At 64.8% G+C, this 17,768-nt stretch carries 15 protein-coding genes; 13 read left to right on the plus strand and 2 right to left on the minus strand.

Features of this window, described 5'->3' with window-relative positions:
* The first annotated feature begins 91 nt into the window (after nucleotides 1-91).
* From R4P47_RS21805 to R4P47_RS21860, 12 genes are all read left to right on the plus strand, one after another.
* Entirely contained in the window at nucleotides 92-1,570 is a 1,479-nt protein-coding gene (locus tag R4P47_RS21805; protein ID WP_317785714.1) for a sugar transferase, read from the plus strand.
* A gap of 40 nt (nucleotides 1,571-1,610) precedes the next feature.
* The gene (locus R4P47_RS21810) at nucleotides 1,611-2,984 is read left to right on the plus strand and encodes an O-antigen ligase family protein (protein ID WP_317532827.1); all 1,374 of its coding nucleotides are present in this window, start codon (nucleotides 1,611-1,613) and stop codon (nucleotides 2,982-2,984) included.
* A complete protein-coding gene (locus R4P47_RS21815) occupies nucleotides 2,894-3,946 on the plus strand; it encodes a glycosyltransferase family 4 protein (RefSeq protein WP_269595838.1) in 1,053 nt (350 codons plus the stop codon). The genes R4P47_RS21810 and R4P47_RS21815 overlap by 91 nt, the downstream gene beginning before the upstream one ends.
* Nucleotides 3,946-5,472, plus strand: a complete 1,527-nt coding sequence (locus R4P47_RS21820) for a flippase (protein ID WP_317532829.1) — start codon at nucleotides 3,946-3,948, stop codon at nucleotides 5,470-5,472. The genes R4P47_RS21815 and R4P47_RS21820 overlap by 1 nt, the downstream gene beginning before the upstream one ends.
* A 273-nt stretch (nucleotides 5,473-5,745) precedes the next feature.
* Nucleotides 5,746-6,978 (plus strand): hypothetical protein, encoded by a 1,233-nt coding sequence (locus R4P47_RS21825; protein ID WP_317785715.1) that lies wholly within the window; start codon nucleotides 5,746-5,748, stop codon nucleotides 6,976-6,978.
* The gene (locus tag R4P47_RS21830; protein ID WP_269595842.1) at nucleotides 6,968-8,077 is read left to right on the plus strand and encodes a glycosyltransferase; all 1,110 of its coding nucleotides are present in this window, start codon (nucleotides 6,968-6,970) and stop codon (nucleotides 8,075-8,077) included. The genes R4P47_RS21825 and R4P47_RS21830 overlap by 11 nt, the downstream gene beginning before the upstream one ends.
* The gene (locus tag R4P47_RS21835) at nucleotides 8,064-9,326 is read left to right on the plus strand and encodes a hypothetical protein (protein WP_262498396.1); all 1,263 of its coding nucleotides are present in this window, start codon (nucleotides 8,064-8,066) and stop codon (nucleotides 9,324-9,326) included. Before R4P47_RS21830 ends, R4P47_RS21835 begins: the two co-directional genes overlap by 14 nt.
* Before the next feature lie 18 nt (nucleotides 9,327-9,344).
* Nucleotides 9,345-10,430: a glycosyltransferase family 4 protein gene (locus R4P47_RS21840; RefSeq protein ID WP_317785716.1), complete on the plus strand. Its 1,086-nt coding sequence runs from the start codon at nucleotides 9,345-9,347 to the stop codon at nucleotides 10,428-10,430.
* A 160-nt stretch (nucleotides 10,431-10,590) separates the two neighbouring features.
* Complete coding sequence (locus R4P47_RS21845; RefSeq protein ID WP_317785744.1) at nucleotides 10,591-11,121, plus strand: giguanylate cyclase; 531 nt, start codon at nucleotides 10,591-10,593, stop codon at nucleotides 11,119-11,121.
* Nucleotides 11,122-11,126: 5 nt separating this feature from the next.
* Nucleotides 11,127-12,056 (plus strand): aldo/keto reductase, encoded by a 930-nt coding sequence (locus R4P47_RS21850; RefSeq protein WP_317785717.1) that lies wholly within the window; start codon nucleotides 11,127-11,129, stop codon nucleotides 12,054-12,056.
* A gap of 193 nt (nucleotides 12,057-12,249) precedes the next feature.
* Entirely contained in the window at nucleotides 12,250-12,612 is a 363-nt protein-coding gene (locus R4P47_RS21855) for an STAS domain-containing protein (protein WP_317785718.1), read from the plus strand.
* A 154-nt stretch (nucleotides 12,613-12,766) separates the two neighbouring features.
* The gene (locus R4P47_RS21860; protein WP_317785719.1) at nucleotides 12,767-13,663 is read left to right on the plus strand and encodes an SDR family oxidoreductase; all 897 of its coding nucleotides are present in this window, start codon (nucleotides 12,767-12,769) and stop codon (nucleotides 13,661-13,663) included.
* On the opposite strand, the gene R4P47_RS21865 is transcribed toward R4P47_RS21860, so the two are convergent.
* Entirely contained in the window at nucleotides 13,656-15,275 is a 1,620-nt protein-coding gene (locus tag R4P47_RS21865) for an MFS transporter (protein ID WP_317785720.1), read from the minus strand. The genes R4P47_RS21860 and R4P47_RS21865 overlap by 8 nt on opposite strands.
* 98 nt (nucleotides 15,276-15,373) lie before the next feature.
* Nucleotides 15,374-15,961 (minus strand): TetR/AcrR family transcriptional regulator, encoded by a 588-nt coding sequence (locus tag R4P47_RS21870; RefSeq protein WP_262498397.1) that lies wholly within the window; start codon nucleotides 15,959-15,961, stop codon nucleotides 15,374-15,376.
* Between the two features lie 118 nt (nucleotides 15,962-16,079).
* Between R4P47_RS21870 and R4P47_RS21875 the strand changes: the two genes are divergently transcribed.
* Entirely contained in the window at nucleotides 16,080-17,768 is a 1,689-nt protein-coding gene (locus tag R4P47_RS21875) for a nitroreductase family deazaflavin-dependent oxidoreductase (RefSeq protein ID WP_317785721.1), read from the plus strand.

Below are 17,768 nucleotides of genomic sequence, written 5' to 3' on the forward strand. Positions count from 1 at the left end.
ATTCTCCCAGCTCAGAGCAACATTCTTTCTATCTGACACGCCTCGCCTACACGCCAGCGTGAAAGCCCGAGGCTAGCCACCGGAAGTAGCTGTGCCGAAAACACTGGAATCACCGCGCACTCGCCCGCGGGCCGCCGAGGCCGACACCGTTGCAACCGGTCGCCCCCTTGTGGATCGGCTTCGAGTCGATCCCCTCAACACCGCGATCAGCGTCGCGGTGGATGTGCTCGCTGCAGCCGTCGCTCTGATCGGAGCCTTGCTCTGGCACTCGGGCAGTCTCACCGACACCGGTTGGCTCCCATGGCTGTTCCTGCCACTGCTGATCGGAATCCTCGCCGGAAAGTCGATGTACCGACGCAGTCTCCGGCGCAACTTCCTCGACGAGATCGGTCCTGCCGAAACCGCTGTCGCCTTCGCGGCGCTCGCTCTGCTGGTCGTGATGTTCCTGGCAGACACCGACTACCGTCCCAGTGAGGTCGTGCTGCGACTGTGGTTGCTGAGCGCCTTGACGATCGCGATCGCTCGATTGACACGAGTCGTTCTCCAGCGCACGCTGCGCACCAGGTTCGGATCCGCAGCGCCGACCATCGTGCTGGGAAACGACCCGATCGCGCACCAACTCGTCTCGCGCACAAAGCAGTTCCCGGAGTACGGTCTCGAACCCATCGGTTATGTGGGCGAGGCTCCGGTTGCCGACGTCTCCTCGAACGGCGAGGTGCCCCACCTGCCGCACCTCGGACTCCCCAGCAATTTCGAAACGGTTGCCCGCAAGACCGGTGCCGAGGAGTTGATCGTCACGTTCGCACCGACCGAGGATCGGGAGTTGATCGCCGCCATCAGGATTGCGCATCGGCTCGGTATGCGGGTGTGGGTGGTACCCAGGTTGTACGACGCAGTCGGGGTCAACACGCGCGTCGAGCACATCGGCGGCCTGCCGTTGATGGTGCTCCCGCATGTGAACCCCAAGGGATGGCAGTTCGCTCTCAAAGGACTTCTCGATCGGGTTCTCACCGCGTTCGGGCTTCTGTTGCTCTCCCCCGTCTTTCTGACGCTGATGCTGCTCGTGCGCCTGAGCTCACCTGGCCCGATCTTCTTCAAGCAGGAGAGAATCGGCCGCGACGGATTGCCGTTCGATTGTCTGAAGTTTCGCTCCATGCGGCCTCCACGTGCGTCCGACGCCGAGTTCGAGCGAAAGGCCGGGGACGCACCCGGCGGTGTCGAGGGTGTCGACCGACGAACGCGCATCGGAAAGATCATGCGGCAGACCTCGATGGACGAACTTCCGCAGCTACTCAACGTACTTCGCGGCGATATGAGTCTGGTCGGTCCGCGCCCGGAACGACCCGAATACGTCGACCTGTTCGAGATGCAGATCCGTAGGTACGGGGAGCGGCACCGCGTCAAGGCAGGCGTGACGGGATGGGCTCAGGTGCACGGCCTCCGCGGCCAGACGTCCATCGCGGACCGCGCCGAGTGGGACAACTACTACATCGAGAACTGGTCGGTGTGGCTCGATGTCAAGATACTGTTCCTCACCGTCCTGGCCGTGCTGAAGCGCGCCGAGGACTGATCGTGGTCTCCGCCGAACACGGCCACGTTCTGGTCACCCCGTGATCACGTACGTTGCGCTCGCTTTCGGCGCAGCGGTCGTCCTCGCGCTCGGCTGCGCGGTGGCATCGGCGATCTACCGCCGCCCGCAGCGCGGCGTGCTGTTGCTCGCAGCATTCGTTCCGCTGCACGGCCTTCTGGTTCTGGTGCCCCTGCCAGGGGTGGTGTCGGGCTGGAAGGAAGGCCTGGTCGTCTTCACGGTTCTGTGCGCGTGGTTACGCCGACCGCGACACGTCCGTGGCTCGATGCCTCGGGTCTTCATGCCGTGGTGGCCCGCCGCTGCTGTCTTCGTCGTGTTCGGCAGCGTGTCTGCGTTCGCCACCTTCGGAATTGTCGGCGTGTTCGGCATCAAGGTGACCTTCTTCTACATTCTGCTGGTGGTCGTCATGTGGCTCGCGCCGTTCGACGCCACGGACCGAGACCACCTCGTCTCCGTTCTCATGGGCATGGGCGTGTTCACGTCGGCGGTCGGCATCGCGCAACTTCTGGCCGGGCCAGCCGCACTGGTGTCGCTGGGTTACGAATACGGCACTCAGGTCCGCACATCGGGCGGGCTACTGCGCACGTTCAGTACGTTCAACCTGCCGTTCCCGTTCGGGTTGTACGTGATGTTGGCGTTGCTGGTCGGCGGTGCGGTGGCGCTGGCCGATCCGCGTCGACGGCGAAACATGTTGTTTCTGTGGGCGACTCCGATGATGGTGGTCGCCATGTCGAGTTCGATCGTGCGCGGAGCCATTCTGGGACTCGGAGTGGGGGCGATATACCTGATCGCGGTCCGCTTCCGCTATCTCGCCGCCCCCCTGGCGGTGGCCGCGGTCGCGGTGGCCGCGGCTGTTCCGTTCGTCCCCAACATCACATCGGTGTTCTTCTCGTCGAGCAGCCTCGGTCAGCGCGGTGACGGATGGGCCAACATCATCGCCAGCATCCTGATTCACCCGTTCGGGACGGGGCTGGGATCGAGTGGGTCTGCGGCAGACCGCATTTCCACCGCCGAGGGTGTCGCGTTCACGCAATCGGGGCTCTCGACCAACTACCAGCCCGACAACTACTACGTGAAGGCACTGCTCGAACTCGGACCGATCGGCCTGTGGGCAGTGGTCGCCTTGCTCGTGACGTCGCTGCTGTGGTGCACCCGCCTGTCCCGGGCGCTACCGGGCAACGACGGTGCGCTCGCCCTGGGCGTCGGCGCTTCCATCGTCGCAGCGATGTTCGCCAGCCTCGTCTCGACGTATTTCGAGATCTTTCCGATCGATGTCTATTTCTGGCTCTTGTTAGGAGTGGTGGGATGCGCAGCAGCGCAACACGAATCGTCTTCGGGGCGCTCGCCCTCAGGCCGGGAGGAAGCGGAGTACAGACCTACATTCGCGAGCTCCTGAACGAGCTCCCCCAGTGCCTACCCGATGCCGATCTCGCCGCGTCCGTGCAGCGCGACGCCGTGGGTGAGCTCCCGCCCTCGGTCACGGCGTTGGAACGGCCTGTCACCAGCGGTGCGGCTCGTGCAGTGCTCGGTGCCCTCCCCGTCGGTCGTTGCGATGTGGTGCACGGCCTGGACGTCGACCTACCGTTTCTGACCAAGGCCTTCACGGTTGCCACGGTGCACGACCTGTCGGTCATCGACATGCCGTCGGCCTCCAGTCGGTTTCGCGCGTTGGGCGAACAGAGACTGGTACGGCGCGCACTGCGCCGCGCAGATCTGCTCATTGCGGTCTCACAGTTCACCGCCGATCGAATCAAGGCGGTCAGCGGCCGCGACGCCACGGTGGTCGGTTTGGCACCCGCAGCGTGGGCCGCTGTCCCCACCGACAGCCGGATAGATCTGGTTCGGCGCAAGTACGACTTGCCGGACCGTTTCGTGATGCAGGTCGGAACGGTGGAGCCCCGCAAGAACGTTCAGCTCGTGGCCGACGCGGCGGAGAGTCTCGGAATACCGTGTCTGCTGGCCGGGGCCGGCTCCACCGGTCCCCACGCCCCTCGCAATTCCCGGGGGCTCGGGTACGTCGATGTCGAGGATCTGCCCGGCCTCTACGCTGCCGCGACAGTCACTGCGTACGCCTCTCGGTACGAGGGCTACGGGCTCCCGCCCGTCGAGGCGATGGCGTCGGGCGGCGCGGTCGTCGCCAGTGCCGTCGGTGCCCTCCCCGACGTCGTCGGCGACGGCGCCGTTCTCGTCGAGTCCGAGAACGTGGACGACTGGGTACAGGCGATGAAACCACTCGCTTTCGACGGGGACGCGCGCGCAGCTCTTCTCGACGCGGCAGCCGTAGCCACCCGCGAGATCAGCTGGCGTAGAACGGCGGAGCTCACCGCCGACGCGTATCGAGCCGCGGGCATCGTCTGATGGCCGAGGAGCTCGCGCTCGACGGCACCGAGCAGCCACCGGACTACCGCGCGATCGCAGCGGATCCGAAAGCCGCGGCCAGAGCGACGATTGCCGTTCTGATCAGCAGAGTGATCATCGCGACGCTGGGGTGGGTGGGCAGCGTCGTCGTCGCGAGGTCCCTCGGACCGGACGAGTGGGGCCAGTTCAGCTTCGTCTTCGCGCTGCTGGGCTTGATGTCCGTCGTGACCGATCTGGGGGTCGGACGCGTCGTGCTGGCGAAATTGATGGACGACGATTCCGAGGAAATCGGTCGAACGGCGTCGGCGTTCCTGGCGCTCCGAACCGTGCTCGGTTTGGTGGGGTACGTACTGGCCGTCGCATACGTTCTGCTGCTGCAATATCCGAGCGAGGTGGTCCTCGCGACGGTGGTCGGCGGACTGGTGGTCGTGTTCGCAACCCCGGGTCACGCACTGAGCGTGCTCTTTCAGAGCCGTCACCGCCTGGTACTCGTGGCCGTTGCCGAAAGCGCCGGGCAAGCAATCCAATTGGCGTTGACCGTGCTGGCCGCCGTGCTGGCCCCCACCCTGCTGATCTTCGTTCTCCCGGCCGTGGCCAACGAAGTGTTCAAGTTGGTGACCAAGGGTTTCGGCATCGGCAACCGTTCGATGGGCCTGCGACCGTCGCGGCACATCGACATTCGTCGCTGGGGGCCCTACCTGAAAGAGGCCGTGCCACTCGCGATCGGCTTCGCCCTCACCATCGCCATGCTCAAGATCGACATGCTGATGCTCAGCCTGCTCGACACGTTCGAAGCCGTGGGACTGTATTCCATCGGCTACAAATTCTCGGACATGATCGACACCTTCGTGTTGGCGGCAGTCGCACCGATCAGCACCTTGCTCGTCGCGTCGTGGCCCCACGACACCACCGCATTTCGCGCACGCTCGCGTTCGGCCGCACTGCTGTTCGCACTCTTCGGCGCAATGGCTGTCGCGGCGTTCGTACCGTCGGCCGAGCCGTTGATCGGGCTGCTGTACGGCGAACGGTTCGTCGACGGAGCTCACGCAGCCCGATTACTCGTCATAGGCGCGGCGCTGATGTCGTTGGTGATGCTGGGAATCTTCCTGCTCGCGTCGGCCGGAATGCAGCGACACTACCCCGTGGTGGCACTGGTCGGTCTGGCCCTGAACGTCGGGTTGAATCTGTTCCTGATCCCGCGGATGTCGTACGACGGAGCCGCTGTTTCCACCGTCGTGACGATCGGCACCACTCTCGTTCTGCTGTGGATCGTGATCGCGCGAAGCATGCCCATATCCGGACTGCTTCCCGTGCAATCCATTTCGGTGATACTGGTGGTCACCGCAGCCACTACGGTCGGCGGCTGGTTCCTGGTGCAGCACTATCCGGGCCTGTGGCTGCTCGTCTCGGTTGCGGCAGCCTTGCTGGTCGCACTCTTGCTATACGTGTTCGTCGCCATCGGACTCGTCGAGTCACCACTTCCGGGACCGGCCGAGAAAGGACGTCACCGTGCGCGTTCCGAATGACCATCGACACAACGGACACATCGCCCGATTCGGACCCCGCCCTGCGGAGTCGAAGTCGGGTTTCACGAAGGTAGAAGACCGTTGTGCCCGTTCTTCGAATGTTGTTGATGTGCAGTTTCATTCACGAGCGGCACGGCTACGCGAACGGCATACGAGCCCGGCTATCATCGAGCCTGTCGGCTCCACGAATCTCCGAAGCGGTACGTCCGCTCGCATCGACGACGGAAGGGTACACGGTTGATGTCCGTCCACGATGCCGTACACCGGGGCGACGTGCCCCCACCTATCGACCTCGCGGGACACATGCGAGAACTCGGCCGGGCACTGCTGCCCGCCGTGATCGTTGCTGTGCTGGTGGGTGCGGGCGTGTTCTACCTCAGGAGCGAACTCACCGACAAGCAGTACGCCGCGTCGGTCATTGCCGAGATCGAACCGGCCCAAAGCCTCGTTCCCGGTGACGCGTTCATCGAGCAGATGCGCGCACCGTTCGTGGAATTGGCGACCGATCGCAGCGTGCTCGATCAGGTCCTCACACAGGTCGACTCCGGACTGAACGCTGCCGAGCTGGCGTCGAGCGTAGAACTCTCCCCCGGTACTTCACCTGCACTGCTGACCGTCACGGTGACGACCCGTTCTCCTGAGCTCGCCGCAGATCTGGCTCGCGCGATGGTGTCGACGATGGCAAGTACCAGCACTGCCAACGCGATTCGTGACTCGCGAGAGCGAACCGACGAAGCGCAGTCCGCGATCGACGCGCAACAGGCGCGAGTGGACGCTCTGCCCGCCGACGACCCGAGCCGGCCCGCATCCGTGTCGGAACTGGCCGAACTGCGCACCCGCCTGAGCGAGCTGGAGGCCACTGCGGGCGGAGACCGACTGGTCGTGCTGTCGAACCCCGACCAGAGCACCACACCGGTGTCACCCAAACCGGTCTCGGAGGCACTCGTCGCCGGGCTCGCCGCACTGATCGTTGCAGCCGAACTGATCGTGTTGCTGCGAGGACGTCTCGGACGCAAGCCCTCTCGGTCCTGGGCTCGTCGGGTGTCTCGCAAACACGGAGCGAAATTCGACCCGACGGCGAGCGACACCATGCCGCCCGCCGTGGCCGCGCGGATCGCAGCACTCGAACGCGGCGATAGACCCGTCTCCAGGGGTGCTCGGCACGCTGCGCCCAAGGGCGACAACGTGATCGTCCTGTTGGTCGGCGAGGGCGCTGTGACGGCCTCGACTCATGATCCGGATCGGACAGGCGAACGTCCTCGGGTCACCGAAGAATTCGGGTTGTCGGAGCAGTGGTGGCAGCACACCGACGTGGGCGACGTCGAGACCGTCGTGGTGTTGGTGTCGACACGTGGGCGCGACAAGAAGGCGGCAACTGCCGCGCTGCGGCAGCTCGACGAGTTCGACATTCCCGTGCATCTGGTCCTGCAGAGCAAGAACTCGATCCGACGGGTGGAACAGACCGCGCAGACGATCGCACCGGAAGGCCAACGCCATGCCAGCTGACAGAATTGCCGTCGTACACGAAAGATTCACCGAGATCGCCGGATCCGAGCACGTCATCGAACAGCTCGCGCTGCACTGGCCTGCGGCCGAGGTGTTCGCGCCCATCTCTCGGCCCGCCGGGGTTCCGTCGGGAATCGGCCGGGAGCCGCACACGACCGCCCTCAATCGTGTGTACAACGCGTTGGGCCAACGGTCGTACGCACCCGTTCTGCCGATGATGCCGCTCGCCTTTCGGCGCATGCCGCTCGACGGTTTCGATGCAGTCGTGGTGAGTCACCACGCATTCGCCACTCAAGCCGTGTTCGCCACCGACTCCCCGGTGATCGCCTACGTACACAGCCCGGCACGATGGGCCTGGGACCCCGAACTACGCGCAGGCGAAGGTGGCGGACGAGCAGGAGCAGCGATACTGACGGCACTGTCGGCCGTTGCCCGTCGATGCGAGATCGCTGCCGCCCCGAAACTGAACACCGTGGTGGCCAATTCGACTGCAGTCGCACGTCGCATCGAGGATTGGTGGGGCCGTGACGACGCAGTGGTGGTCCATCCGCCCGTCGACACCGAGGGCTTCGTTCCCGATCCGTCCGTCGAGCGAGAGAACTTCTTCCTCCTCGCCGGACGCCTCGTTCCCTACAAGCGGCCCGATATCGCAGTCCGGGCCGCTGCCGAGGCCGACGTTCCGCTCGTGGTGGCCGGAGACGGACGAGCAATGGACGCCTGCCGTGCACTCGCCGGTCCGAAAACGACCTTCCTGGGCCGAGTTTCACACGAGAAACTCCTCGAACTGCACCGAACGACGCGGGCCCTGTTGATGCCGGGAGTGGAGGACTTCGGCATCGTCCCCGTCGAGTCCATGGCCTGCGGGACTCCCGTGATTGCGCTGGGCGACGGCGGTGCCATGGACTCGGTCGTACCGGGAAAGACAGGAGTGCATGTGCCACCGGGGTCGGACGAGGAAGTCGTCGCCGGATTCGCCGACGCCATGCGCTCGTTCGCTCCCGGAGACTTCGACCGCAGAGAGATTCGCACGTGGGCAGAGGGTTTCTCGAGGGCCCAGTTCCGCAGTCGTATGCAGGAGGTAGTCGATGCGGTCCGCTGAACGCCGATATCGTTCGACCGCACTGGACCGAGTCTTCGCCGACACCCGGATAGTGACTGCCGTCGGCCCCGTTCGTGGCCTGGACATCGAGCGCACACGCGCAACGCTGCGCGCCGCCGAACGTGTCGCCCGGACACCCCACGTTGCGCTCGAACCGCGGTCGGATACACGACAATGGCGCTACCGCAGCGACATCGCCGGAGACAATGTCACGGCCGGCACCGGAGCCACCGACGATCTGGGCCGTATGCTCACCGACATTCGACGGCGAGACGGTGCGAGAGGACCGCTCGAGGTGATCGTGTTCGAGGACCATCTCGCTGTCGACTACTCGCACGGAATCGGCGACGGCCAGATCGGCGTCATGATGCTGGCGGCTTTCTCCGACGACGCCGATGGGACCCTGGTTCCCGCGCTCGCGACAGGATTACCGGCCAGCGCAACGTGGAAAGCGCTGTGGCGTCACTATTCTCGACATCCGAAGACATTGGCGGACTTCTGGAAGTTGCGCGGTCGCCACCGAGCCGAGGCCGACGGCGATTCTGCTCCACGTCGCAGAATCGAGAACTGGGAGTCCGCGAAAGTCAGCCGCGCCGGGTACATGAACCGAACCCGAGTGGACGAACTCAAGCACTGGACGGCCGAGTACATGCCGGGAGCGACCGCCGCGTCGATCTCGACGGCGCTGTGGAGCGCAGCGCTGCGGGCCGAGGGCGTCGACATCGACGATCACATCATGGTGTTGTTCAACAGCAGGCGTTATCTCGATCCGGCGCAGCAGAGTTCGCACGGGAACTTTGCCGTCGGCATTCCGCTTCACCTCCCGTCGGGCACGACACCCGTCGGTATCACTGCGGCAATGCGCGAGGTGATCGAATCGGGATGGCCGATAGCGGTGTTGGGAATGTCGCTACTGCGCGATGCTGCGACGCGATTTCGGTCTTCCGCTCGCGCGCAGACCGATTCGGTCGTCGAGGTTCCCGAGACCTTGAGGTTGGCCGTCAGCGACCTCGGGCGACTGCGCGTCTTCGACCACCTCGATTGGGCCGACGACGGCAGGCCGCCGCAGATGGCGGCATCACTCGAGCCCGACGGCCCGGATGGCTGCACCATGCTCATTGCCGAGATTGCGGGTGGGCGGACCTACACGGCATCGTTCTGCAGCAAGATGATCGACGTCGGTGTGGTGGACGCAGCACTGCGGCGCATGTGCGATGACCCCGTCTTGTTACTCCGAGATGCATTCTGACAGGAACGGGGCTCGATCATGACCGCTGGATCGACGGTGTTGTTCCTGGCCCACACCGGGCAGGTCTCCGGTGCCGAAAAGGTGCTTCTGGATCTGATCGACGAGGCCGAGCGCCGCGGCTACGACACTGTGATCGCATGTCCCTCCGGCCCCCTGACCGACCGAGTGCCCACGGCGACGCGACACATCCCCATCGGCGAACTGGGGCTCGGTGGTGAACGAGGAGCCGCCCGAGGCGTCGCAGCGGCACGCATGTCGGCGCGGTGGGTCACCGCAGCACGCGCGGTGCGTACGGTTGCCCGGGCACCGGGCACCGTCACCGTCGTGAACTCACTCTTCGCGCTCCCGGTCGCACGGCTGGCCCGGCCCCCTCGCGGTGCGTCGTGGCTCGTCCACGACACCATGACCTCTGCCAAACAGCGCGTGGTGGTGCGGTTCGCACGGTCGGCCGTTCGCGTCGCAGTCTCGGTATCGGAAGCCACCGCTGTACCCCTGCGCGCGGCCGGACTCCCGGTCGTGGTGTCACACAACGGAGTTCCATGGCCGGTTCCGCGTTTCGGCGGTGAGCTGCACGCCCCGCCGGTCGTCGGCATACTTGCCCTCCTCACGCCGTGGAAGGGCCATCGAGTTCTGCTCGACGCCGTGGCCACACTCCCCGAGATCCGTGTCGAACTCGCCGGCGGCAGCTTCCCCGGTGATCGTGACTACGTCGCAGAACTTCACGAGCGAGCGTCTCGATCGGACCTCGCGGGTCGTGTCGAGTTCCTCGGGCACACGGACGCGAAATCGGCGCTACAGAGGTGGGACGTGGTCGTTTCCTCGAGTACGTCGCCGGAGGCGGGTCCGTTGTCGGTGCTCGAAGCGATGTCACACGGGCTGCCGGTGATCGGAACCGACCACGGCGGCACCCACGAGTTCCTCGCCGACGGTGCAGGAATTCTCGTCGAACCCGGCAACGTAGCAGCCCTCGCCGCAGCCATTTCCACGGTCATCGGCGATTCGAACCGACGACGCGCACTCGGGGACACTGCGAGACACCGTGTTGCCAGCCGCCACGACATCGGCCGGACACTGCCCGAACTTCTGCACCGTCTCACCGACTGACAGACCGCCCGACCGCGCGTATTCGGTTAGGAAATCGAACGAAGCCGACCCCAGGCCCCGACGGCTGTGTTTGAATCGGGGCCCGATGGGAACGATGGGGGCTGATATGACTCGCGCCGTGACGAGATCCAACGAGCATTATCAATGGTGTATCGGCGTGATGACCAGCCTCGCGTTGACCACCGCCGTCAAACGCATCGTCTCTGCGGCAGCCCTGGCCATGGCTGTGGTCGTGACCCTCGAGCTCGCATTCGGCTACGGAGCCACGACGTCGATCCCCTCGATCGTGCAGTGGACGTGCATGATCGCCGCGTACATCATGGGCGCGTTCTGGTGGTTCGGTCCATGGCCGACGCTCGGGCAGGCGTTCGCCTTCGTCGTCATCGCCAACTTCGCAATTTTCGGTGCCACCATCACGGCAGATTTCGCACCCGAGGTCACGCTCGGAAAATGCGCGTTCCTCATCCCGATCGGCATGCTTGCCGGCTTCTTCTTCGACAAGTGGCGGCTGGCCACCCACATCGCTCTCTGCCTGCTCGGCACCACTGTCGTCGCGGTCTACATCGTCGTCGAGCGCGGTGTGGATACGTTCGTGGCGGTGGTTCTGTGGGCTCCGATCGTCGTCTCCTTCACCGGCTTCGCCCTGCTGCTGCAGGCAACCACCCAATCCATGCGTCTGGAGTTCGAGTAACCGACATGCGAACCTTCCCCCTCCCCCACACCGGGACAGACGTCTCGAGCATCGTGCTGGGGTTCATGCGCATCACCGATCTGGACGACGACCGGATCAGGAGATTGGTGGCCACCGCGCTCGACGTGGGCGTGACGGTGTTCGACCACGCCGACATCTACGGCGGGTCACCGCACACGTGCGAGAAACGATTCGGCGATGCGGTGACGTTGACCCCGTCGCAGCGCGAGCGCATCAGCATCCAGAGCAAGGTGGGCATTCGCGAGGGCTGGTTCGACTTCTCCAAGGACCACATCGTCACCACGGTCGAGGCGTCACTCGGAGCCCTCGGCGTCGATCACCTGGACACCCTTCTGTTGCATCGGCCGGACACCCTCGTCGAGCCGGAGGAGGTCGCAGCAGCGTTCGACGACCTGCACGCGTCGGGCAAGGTTTTGGGCTTCGGCGTCTCCAATCACACACCCGGACAGATCGAGTTGCTGAAAACGGCTGTCGATCAACCGATTCTGTTCGATCAAGTTCAGCTGAGCATCGTGCACTCGCCGTTGATCGCGGCGGGCCTGACCGCCAACATGGGCGCCGAGGACCAGTCGATCGACCGCGACAACGGTCTACTGGACTACGCAAGAACGCGCGGCATCACCTTGCAGGCGTGGTCACCGTTCCAGAGCGGGACGCCGTCCGGCGTGTTCGTGGGCGACCGCGAGAACTACCCGGATCTGAACGTGGCACTGGACGAGATCGCCGACGTGTACGGGTCGACGCCGTCGGCGGTGGCAACGGCCTGGATCACCAGGCACCCGGCCGATATCCAGGTCGTGCTCGGTACCACCAGTCCTGATCGAGTCGTCGAAGCCGCCGGGGGTTCGGACCTACGCCTGACCAGGCAGGAGTGGTACCGCCTGTTCCGGACGGCGGGCCACACACTGCCCTGAACGACGCTCAGCTGCGTCATATCCGCCGTTACCTAATCGTTACCGACAAGCTATCGGTCCGTGATGATCAGGCCTCGATTCGGTGACGTTGCGCTGTCAGGATTGCCGCACGGCTTGCACTGGAACCTGTAGCCCTCGGGTTCCACCCCGTGCACGTCGGTCGTTAGGCCATCCGAACTGAGAGGTTCGCACCGTGACTGTCACCGACCACTTCGATTCTCGCCTCGCACGTGTCGGGCGCGGCAATGCTCATTACTTCATCGGCACCGAGCTCTACTCCCCTCGTCTGACTGTCGTTCGCGCGACGGGCGATCTCGACCATGGGTCTCGTGCCGATCTGGCGCGGGCGATCGATGAGGCCCTGCACGGCGAATCGGTTGTGCTGCTCGACTTGTCGGCAGTGACGTTCATGTATTCGGGGTCTGCGTGCGTGGTCCTCGACGCTGTCACCCGCAGCGCGGGCCGCCTCGAGGTCTTCGCTCCGACGCGGCCCGCGCGCATCGTTCTCGACGCACTGGGCGCGGTGACGATCGGGGCGGATCCGCGCGCCGCCTGACCGGTGGAGGTTTGCGGTCCGGCCGATTCGGCAAACCCGAGGAGGACAGCGACTCGGGACGGCACATGTGCCGCGAGTCGTCTCCACGGAATCGAAGCGGCTCGTTCGACTTGCCGCGTGGAGCATTTCACGCACACCGAGGCAAGGATCGACAATGTCCGACCAGTTCAGCAAATCCGACCCCACCACCGCGTTTCCGATGCCCGATCGGGCCGAACAGGGTCGTCTCGAGCACCCCGGACTGACCCGCGACATGGTCACCGCTCCCGATCACGGCGAGGATTCCTACCGTGGATCGGATCGCCTGCACGGCCGTAAAGCATTGATCACCGGCGGCGACTCGGGTATCGGCCGTGCCGTTGCACTGGCATTCGCGCGCGAGGGTGCCGACGTCGTCATCGCACACCTCGAATCCGAAGGTCCGGACGCGCAGACCACCGTCGACCTCATCGAGGGAGCGGGCCGCGCCGGTAGAGCCATCGCCTGTGATCTGACCGACGAGTCGCAGTGCGTGCGATTGGTCGACACCGCGTCCGAGGTTCTCGGCGGGCTCGACATCGTCGTCAACAACGCCGCGTTTCAGATGGCGCAGATGGGCGGCATCGCAGACATCACCACCGAGCAGTTCGACCGCGTACTCAAGACCAACTTGTACGCCCTCTTCTGGATCTCGAAACGCGCTGCCGAAATCATGGACGCGGGTTCCACCATCATCAACACCACCTCGATCCAGGCATCGAATCCCTCTCCCGAGTTGATGGACTACGCCACCACCAAGGCCGGAATCGTAGCGTTCACCAAGGGTCTCGCCGGCGATCTCGCCGAACGCGGAATTCGCGTCAATGCCGTTGCACCCGGGCCTATTTGGACGCCGCTGATCCCGGCCACGATGCCGGCGGAGAAGTACGAGAAGTTCGGCGAGACCGTCCCGCTGGGACGACCGGGTCAACCTGCAGAGCTGGCACCGGCTTATGTCTTCCTGGCATCGAACGAATCGAGCTACATCACCGGCGAGACCATCGCGGTCACCGGCGGCACGCCGTTCAACTGATCTTGTCGCCCTCTGCGGTGTCGCGCCACGCAAGTAGCACACCGTTTCCCTCGGGTCGTCGCCACGGTAGGAACAATGCGACGGCAAGCGCACATGCCACAGCGGCACCGACGGTCACGAACGACGCGAGCTGAAAGCCCTCCAGCGAGGCCGCTTTCATCGCGTGGATCAGGTCAGCCTTCTGCGTCGCGAAGATCGGGTCGGTGGGCGCTTTCCCGATTTCGATGACGCTGACGACCGTTTCGCGAGCGAACGCCTTTTGGTAAGGCTCCATTATCGCGTCGGGTATCGCGTCGATCTTCGGACTCACCTGTGAGGTGTAGATCGACGCGACGATCGATCCGAGCACGGCAACTCCGAGCGTTCCGCCGACCTCTCGGGTGGTGTCGTTCACCGCGGAGCCCGCACCTGCTTCGTCGAGCGTCACCGAGGACATGATCGACTCGGTGGCAGGGCCCTGCACGATCGCCAAGCCGAGGCCCATCAGCACCATCGAGACGAGAACCGGCCCCAGATAGGGCGTTTCGACCTCCACCTGACCTGCGATGAACATCCCGATGCTCATCACCATCAGCCCGAAAACGATCACCGCCGTGGTTCCGATGCGTTGCGCAATGATCGTCGCCAGCGGCGCACCGATGGCGATGGATACTGCGAAGGGCAGTGAGTGAACGCCGAACTGCAGTGGGGTCAACTCCATCACACCCTGGAAGTACTGGGTGATCATGAACAGGAAGCCGAACATACCGAAGTACGCCACGGCAATGGCCAAGGCGGGCAGTGAGAATCGCCGGTTCCGAAACAGGTTCAGGTCCAGTACCGGAGACGGTGTCCGCAGCTCCCACCACACGAACGCGACGATGGCTGCCGATCCTGCCAGGTAGGCTCCGATGCTCGTTGCAGACAGCCAACCGTTGTGTGGCGCTTCGATGATCGCCCAGACCAGCACGGTGATGCCGGCCAACGACAGCGCAATACCCAGGGGGTCGTACTTCCCGACGTGCTCTGCTCTGGACTCCGGTACGCAGGCCAGCGCGGCCACCAGAACGAGCAGTGCCACAGGAACATTGATCCAGAACACCGAGTGCCACGAGAAGTGCTCGAGCAGAAACCCACCGGCAGTCGGGCCGATTGCGATGGCAAAGCCCGCCATGGCAGTCCAGGCCGCGATGGCCAGCGCTCGCTCCTTGGCATCGGTGAAGATGTTGATGATCAGGGCAAGGGTCGCCGGAAACACTGCGGCCGCACACACTCCCATGGCCGCTCGCGCCGCGATCACCTGTCCCAGATCGGCGGCGACAGCGCCGCCGATCGACATCACAGCGATGCCCGCCAGCCCGAAAATCATGACCTTCTTGCGGCCGTAGCGATCGCCGAGGTGACCGAACGCCAACAGCAGTCCGGCGAACGTCAATGTGTATGCGTCGACGACCCACTGCAGGCCGCTCATATCGGCACGTAGCTGCAGTCCCATCGAGGGCAGCGCGACGTTGACGACGGTGTTGTCCAGCACGACGAGCAGCTCGGCTGCGCAGATCACGATCAGCGCGAGGCATCGCCGACGGAACTGCGGCAACTTCACTGGCTGACTGGAGGTGGTGGGTGACGACATCGGAATCCCTTCGACTATGACGGTCGGCATAGTTCCTGAAGGGAATTTAGATGTAACTGATAGTTATAGCAACATCGCCCGACTCTTTCTGGTCGACGTCAGCGGCCCGCCGAGGCCTCCAGAACCGCCTCGAGCAGCGCCGACAACTCCCCCTCGGTCCGATCCAGAGCCGTGGTCGAGCGCTGCGCCTTGGCCATGATCAGCGCACCTTCGATGGCCGCGATCGCAAAGGTCGCCAACGCGTACGACCGCTCGCGAGTCAATCCGCGCTGCCACAGGGACGCCGCGATCACGTCCTCCCAGGACGAGAAGGACTCACCCGCCGCGGCAACGGCCTGCGGCGCATGCAGCCCCTCGAGCGCGGCCGGCGCGACGGGACACCCCGCCACGAAATCCGTGGCCAGCAGTTCGCTGCGGAATCCCTCGAGAATGGCCCGTACGGTCGCCGACGGACCGGCCGACGCCAGGCCGGCCGAGATCATCGCGCTCATCTCGGCTCCCGCAGTACGCGTCGCCTCTTCCACCAGCTGAGGCTTGCCGCGGGGAAAGTGGTGATAGATCGAGCCGCGGGGAGCGCCCGCGTGATCGATGACGTCGGCCAGCGAGGTGGCGTCGACGCCGCGTCGACGAAACAGCTGGGCAGCGCTGCGCAGCATGTCGTCCCGAGCACTGCTTCGATTCGTCATCCGAACCCCTCCCACGGACGCCACAATGATTGACGTGACGTCTCGTTACACCTACAGTCGTTCTGTAGCTATGTTGTCCATCATAGCTGGAGCCGCAGTCCCGGAACCGGAGCAACGCATGTCCCCTGACACCGACGTGATCGACCTGAGCAGCCCGCTCACCCTCGCCTGCGGGCAGATCCTGCCGAATCGTGTGATGAAGGCAGCGCTCAGCGAAGGACTGTCCACCGCCGAGCACGGCCCGGACTCCCGCCTCGAAACGCTGTACCGCCAGTGGGGCGCGGGCGGCTACGGCCTGGTGGTGACCGGCAACGTGATGGTCGATCGGTCCCATCTCGGCGAACCGGGCAATGTCGTCATCGAGGACGACCGAGACCGTGAAGCGCTTGCCCGTTGGGCGAAAGCGACGTCCGACGGCGGTGCCCCCATCTGGATGCAACTCAATCACCCTGGCCGGCAGGCCAATCCGATCGTCACCCGCACCAAGCCCGTTGCACCGTCCGCCATCGCCCCCAACATTCCGGGCATCCCGGCACCTCGCGCGTTGAGCGAGAACGAGATTCACGACATCATCGGCCGATTCGCCACTGCGGCGGCCGTGGCCGAGACGGCCGGTTTCGACGGCGTCCAGATCCACGGCGCGCACGGCTACCTGGTTTCGCAGTTCCTCTCCCCTCTGTCGAACAGGCGCGACGACGCCTGGGGCGGCGACCTCGACGGACGCATGCGGTTCGTGATCGAAGTCGTCCGCGCAATCAGAGCGGCGGTGTCGCCGAGTTTCGCGGTGGGAATCAAGCTGAACTCGGCGGACTTCCAACGCGGCGGGTTCAGCGAGGAAGAATCACGCATCACCGTCGAGCATCTCGTTCGGGAATCGATAGATCTGATCGAAATCAGCGGTGGCAGTTACGAATCACCCGCGATGATGGGCACCGCGAGCACCCGCGATCGGGAGGCGTACTTCCTGGAGTACGCGCGGACCGTGCGCGACGCGGCCGGAACAGTGCCATTGGCGGTCACCGGCGGCTTCCGTACCCGCTCGGTCATGAGCACGGCAGTGCAATCGGGTGAGTGCGACATGGTCGGTCTCGGCCGTCCGACTGCCCTCGCCCCGGCCGTCGCGACATCACTGGTCGACGGCACAGTGGATCGAGTCGAATCGCCGCGCGTGGCTCTGCGCGTCCCGTCGAAGTCGAGCGCGTTCAAGCAGATCAACGGCGCTCTCGATCTGCAGTGGCACACCGACCAGTTGCAGCTCATCGGCGCTGGGCGGCAGCCGAATTCGAGCCGCCCGGCGTGGAAGACTGCGGCCACGATGCTGCAGCGCAACGGCTGGGACGCGTTCCGTAATCGTCGAGGCTCCGCTCGGGTGGACACCTCTGCTGCCGTGACGAAGTTTCGCCGCGAGCGCTTGATCGGAAAGTATGTCGCCAATCCCATCGTGAACGGATTGACGTCGCTGGGAGTGACGACCTCCCTGGTGACCGACCTCGAGACCATAGGACGCAAGACCGGGCTCGCCCGTCGCGTGCCGGTGTCGGCGGCATTCGACGATTCCGGTGCGTGGCTGGTGTCGCAGCACGGCACCAGGTCCGGTTGGGGCGCAAACATCACAGACGAGCCCAGAATCCGAATTCGCGTGGGCAACCGATGGCGCACTGGCACAGCCACATTCGTTCCCGATGACGATGTCGTCGTCAGAGCGCGGTCGTTCTCCGGCAATCCCGTCCTCGGACGCATCATCGGAGCCGGCTTCCGAGCGCTCCAGACCGATCCGATCTCGGTCCGCATCGAGTTCGACGACTGA

The organism is Rhodococcus sp. IEGM 1370 (assembly GCF_033142325.1).
GTDB lineage: Bacteria > Actinomycetota > Actinomycetes > Mycobacteriales > Mycobacteriaceae > Rhodococcoides.

What these genes read in the sequence shown, in the direction of transcription:
- R4P47_RS21815 (WP_269595838.1), top strand. Translation starts at nt 2,894, where the DNA reads ATGCGCAGCAGCGCAACACGAATCGTCTTCGGGGCGCTCGCCCTCAGG.
- R4P47_RS21820 (WP_317532829.1), top strand. Translation starts at nt 3,946, where the DNA reads ATGGCCGAGGAGCTCGCGCTCGACGGCACCGAGCAGCCACCGGACTAC.
- R4P47_RS21830 (WP_269595842.1), top strand. Translation starts at nt 6,968, where the DNA reads ATGCCAGCTGACAGAATTGCCGTCGTACACGAAAGATTCACCGAGATC.
- R4P47_RS21835 (WP_262498396.1), top strand. Translation starts at nt 8,064, where the DNA reads ATGCGGTCCGCTGAACGCCGATATCGTTCGACCGCACTGGACCGAGTC.
- R4P47_RS21840 (WP_317785716.1), top strand. Translation starts at nt 9,345, where the DNA reads ATGACCGCTGGATCGACGGTGTTGTTCCTGGCCCACACCGGGCAGGTC.
- R4P47_RS21845 (WP_317785744.1), top strand. Translation starts at nt 10,591, where the DNA reads ATGACCAGCCTCGCGTTGACCACCGCCGTCAAACGCATCGTCTCTGCG.
- R4P47_RS21850 (WP_317785717.1), top strand. Translation starts at nt 11,127, where the DNA reads ATGCGAACCTTCCCCCTCCCCCACACCGGGACAGACGTCTCGAGCATC.
- R4P47_RS21860 (WP_317785719.1), top strand. Translation starts at nt 12,767, where the DNA reads ATGTCCGACCAGTTCAGCAAATCCGACCCCACCACCGCGTTTCCGATG.
- R4P47_RS21865 (WP_317785720.1), bottom strand. Translation starts at nt 15,275, where the DNA reads ATGTCGTCACCCACCACCTCCAGTCAGCCAGTGAAGTTGCCGCAGTTC.
- R4P47_RS21870 (WP_262498397.1), bottom strand. Translation starts at nt 15,961, where the DNA reads ATGACGAATCGAAGCAGTGCTCGGGACGACATGCTGCGCAGCGCTGCC.
- R4P47_RS21875 (WP_317785721.1), top strand. Translation starts at nt 16,080, where the DNA reads ATGTCCCCTGACACCGACGTGATCGACCTGAGCAGCCCGCTCACCCTC.